Annotated in this window: 4 protein-coding genes; all 4 read right to left on the bottom strand. The window is 75.3% G+C overall.

Annotated features, from left to right (window positions below; translation table 11 throughout):
* On the bottom strand, positions 1–458 hold a 458-nt coding region (locus NH339_RS17690; RefSeq protein ID WP_253027313.1), incomplete at its 3' end, for an FAD/NAD(P)-binding oxidoreductase.
* A complete protein-coding gene (locus NH339_RS17685) occupies positions 455–649 on the bottom strand; it encodes a ferredoxin (protein ID WP_253027312.1) in 195 nt (64 codons plus the stop codon). The genes NH339_RS17685 and NH339_RS17690, both read right to left, overlap by 4 nt.
* Complete coding sequence (locus NH339_RS17680) at positions 646–1842, bottom strand: cytochrome P450 (RefSeq protein WP_253027311.1); 1197 nt, start codon at positions 1840–1842, stop codon at positions 646–648. Before NH339_RS17680 ends, NH339_RS17685 begins: the two co-directional genes overlap by 4 nt.
* Positions 1839–3392 (bottom strand): bifunctional 3-(3-hydroxy-phenyl)propionate/3-hydroxycinnamic acid hydroxylase (locus NH339_RS17675; protein WP_253027310.1); only part of this gene is annotated, 1554 nt, incomplete at its 5' end. The genes NH339_RS17675 and NH339_RS17680, both read right to left, overlap by 4 nt.

Here is a 3392-nt window from a genome sequence, read left to right as displayed (position 1 = left end):
TCCAGCCCGAGGAACCCCGCGCCCAACACCACGACCGAGGCTGCCGTCGCGAGCCGCTCGCGCAGCAGCCGCGCGTCGGCGACGGTGCGCAGCACCAGCTCGCCGTCCTGACCCGCCGCAGCGAGCCGTCGTGCTCGGCCGCCCGTGGCCACGAGCAGCGCGTCGTAGCCGTGCTCGCCGCCGTCGACGTCGGTCACCACACGGGCATCGACGTCGAGCGAGGCCGCCGCCGACGGCACGCGGACGACGTCGAGCGACCCGAGGTCCATGAGCACGGACGCCTCGTGCGCCGCGTCGGCCAGGACGGCCTTCGACAGCGGCGGACGATGGGTGCCGTCGAGCGGGTCGATCAGGGTGAGCCGACCGTCGAAGCCCCGGCGCCGCAGCTCGCGCAGCGCGGTCGCACCGGCCGTCGATCCGCCGACGACCAGCACCCGACGCGGCACCGGGGTGCTCACGCGCGCCGCAGGGCAGCCACGGGGCAGGAGTCGACGGCGCGACCGGCCGCGTCCTCCAGCGCCGCAGGCACGTCCTGGTCCTCGAGGTGGTGCACGAGCTCGCCGTCGTCGTCGAGGTCGAAGACCTCGGGCGCCTGGTCGACGCAGAGCCCGTGGCCCTCGCAGCGGTCGTAGTCGGCGATGATCCTCATGGTGCGTCCTTCCGGGCGGGGACCAGCCGCAGCGGCAGCCGGTCGAGCGAGTGGATGATGTTGTTGCGGCCCCAGCTCGCGGGGCCCGTGAGCTCGAGCCGGTCGACGCGTTCCAGCAGCGAGCGCAGGATCGCCTGCGTCTCCAGCCGGGCGAGCCCCTGACCCGCGCAGCCGTGCACGCCCTGGCCGAACCCGAGCTGCTGGCTGGCGTCGCGGGTGACGTCGACGTCGTCGGGCCGGTCCCAGACGCGCTCGTCGCGGTTGGCGGAGGCGTAGAGCACCACCACGCGCGACCCACGGTGCAGCGGCGTGCCGGCGACCTCGGTGTCAGCGGCGACCCAGCGCGAGAACGCACGCAGCGGGGACTCCACGCGCACGACCTCGTTGACCGCGTTGGGCACGAGGGACGGGTCGGCGCGCAGCGCCTGCCACTGGTCGGGATGCGTGGCGAGCAGCCAGAGCGCGCTCGCGATCGCGCTGATCGTCGTGTCGAGCGACGGTGCCAGGTAGTCGATCATCAGCGCCGGGCACTCCTCGCGACGCACCTCGCCGGACGCGACCTTCGCGAGCAGGTCGGCGCCCATCGACCCCGGCAGCACGTCGCCGCGACGCACGACGGAGCGGGCGAACCGCATCATGCGCAGGGTCCGCGGTGCCGCGCGGAGCGTCCGCGCGTTCGTCGGGCCCAGGCAGTCGAAGGTCGCCCCCGCCCACGGCAGGAGGTGCTCCCGACCCTCGCGCGGCCACCCGATCAGGTCGGGCACGAACGACGTCGGCAGCGCGCGGGCGACGTCGACGACACCGTCGACCTCGCCGCGTGACACGGCGGCCTCGACGACGGCGTCCGCGCGCCGGTCGACCTCCTCGCGCATCGACCGCAGCGCCTTCGGGGTCAGCCGGCTGGCGAGCAGACGACGCCGACGCTCGTGGTCCGCGTCGTCGCTGTTGAGGGTCGTGCCGCGGCTGAGCCGGTTGGCCACCGGGTTCAGCGCCACGCCCCGCTCCGAGCGGAACCGGTCGTCGGCGAGCAGCACCTCCTTGCACGGCGCGTGGTGCACGACGGCGTGCGCTCGCTGCCGCGGCAGCCACACGACCGGACCGAGCTCACGCATGCGTCGGTAGTGCGGGTAGGGGTCGAGGATCGCCCTGGTGGCGTAGACGTCGGGACGGTAGGTGGGGGCGGTCGGGCTCATGCGGGGACCTCGGTCCGGACGGGCAGCAGGAGGGACGTCGCGGTCGCGACCAGCGCGGGCAGGTCGGTCCCGGACGCCATGACGGTCCGGTCGGGGCGCACCAGGGCAGCCGCGCAGCCCGCCTCGGCGAGCCAGGTGGCGAGGCGGTCGAGGGTCCCGCCCGCAGCAGGGCCGACCTCGACGACGGCCACGTCGCGCGACGCGAGCTCCTCCACGGCCGACGGCGACGGCGGCACCGCCGTCACGAGGGCCCACCGGTGGCCGACCAGACGGTCGAAGGTCGCTCCGCCCCCGGTGACGTTCGGGCACAGCGTCCCCGCCAGCCGGTCGCCGCGCGACCTCAGCACGAGGGAGGAGCGCACGAGGGCGGGCGTGGCGCTGTCCACCGCACCGGCGTAGAGCCGCGCCGACCGGGCGACGAGCGGGAGCACGGCCCCCCGCGCGTGGTCGCCGAGGCGGCCCCCGGAGCTCATCAGCACGCCGACCCGACGGGCCAGCAGGATCATCGCCCGGGCGTGCGCGGAGCGCTCCACCTCGTAGGTGTCGAGCACGTCGGCCGGCAGCGTGCCGTCGAGCACGCCCGCGACCTTCCAGACGAGGTTGTCGACGTCGCGGATGCCCGCGCCCATGCCCTGGCCGACGAACGGCGGTGTCAGGTGCGCCGCGTCGCCCAGCAGGAGCACGCGGCCCCACCTCCACCGCTCCGCGACCGCGGCGCGGAACGTGTAGCCCGTCGAGCGGATCAGCTGCAGGTCGGCCGCGTCGACGTCGTCGAGCCAGGGACGCAGCAGCGGCAGGACCGCGGGCAGCGACGCGAGGTCGTCGGCGGTCTCGTCGTCGAGCAGCTGCAGCTCCCAGCGGTACCGGCGCGCGCCGACGCGCATGAAGGTGGCCGCCCGGGTGCTGTCGCACACCTGGTGCACGCCGTCCCAGTGGCCCAGGTCGACGTCGGTGTCGACGTCGACCACGAGCCAGCGCTGCTCGAAGCCGAGGTCGACCATCCTGCCGCCGAGCTCCCGCCGCACGACGCTGTTGGCGCCGTCGCAGCCCAGCAGGAACGACGCCTCGAGACGTTCCTGCGGTCCGTCGTCGTCGAGCGGGCGGTGCAGCACCACCACGCGGTCGGCCGACTCCTGCTCGACGCCGACGACCTCGCGACCCGTGAGCAGCGTGACCTCCGGAGTCGAGCGCAGCCGCTCGCGGAGCACGGCGTCGAGCACCGGCTGGTCGAACATGTTCGCCCGCGGGTAGCCCGTCACCGGCGACGCGCCCGAGCGGTCGAACGACGCCAGCACCCGCAGGTGGGCGTCGACCAGGCGCAGGCCGGCGCACGGGCGGGTCAGCCGGGCGAGGTCGTCCTCCAGCCCGAGCCGCACGAGCACCCGGTAGACCTCGTCGTCCAGGTGCACGGCCCGCGGCTGCGGGTACACCTCGGGCCACCGCTCGACCACCACCGTGCGCACGCCGCGCGCCGCGAGGGCCAGGGCAGCGGCGCTGCCGGTGGGGCCGGCACCGACGACGGCGACGGGCAGCGTCGGGCTCATGGGGCG

The organism is Aeromicrobium sp. CnD17-E (assembly GCF_024124745.1).
In the GTDB taxonomy this organism is placed as follows: domain Bacteria; phylum Actinomycetota; class Actinomycetes; order Propionibacteriales; family Nocardioidaceae; genus Aeromicrobium.
The sequence above is the reverse complement of the archived record's forward strand: the minus strand, read 5'-3'. Positions and strand labels throughout refer to the sequence as shown.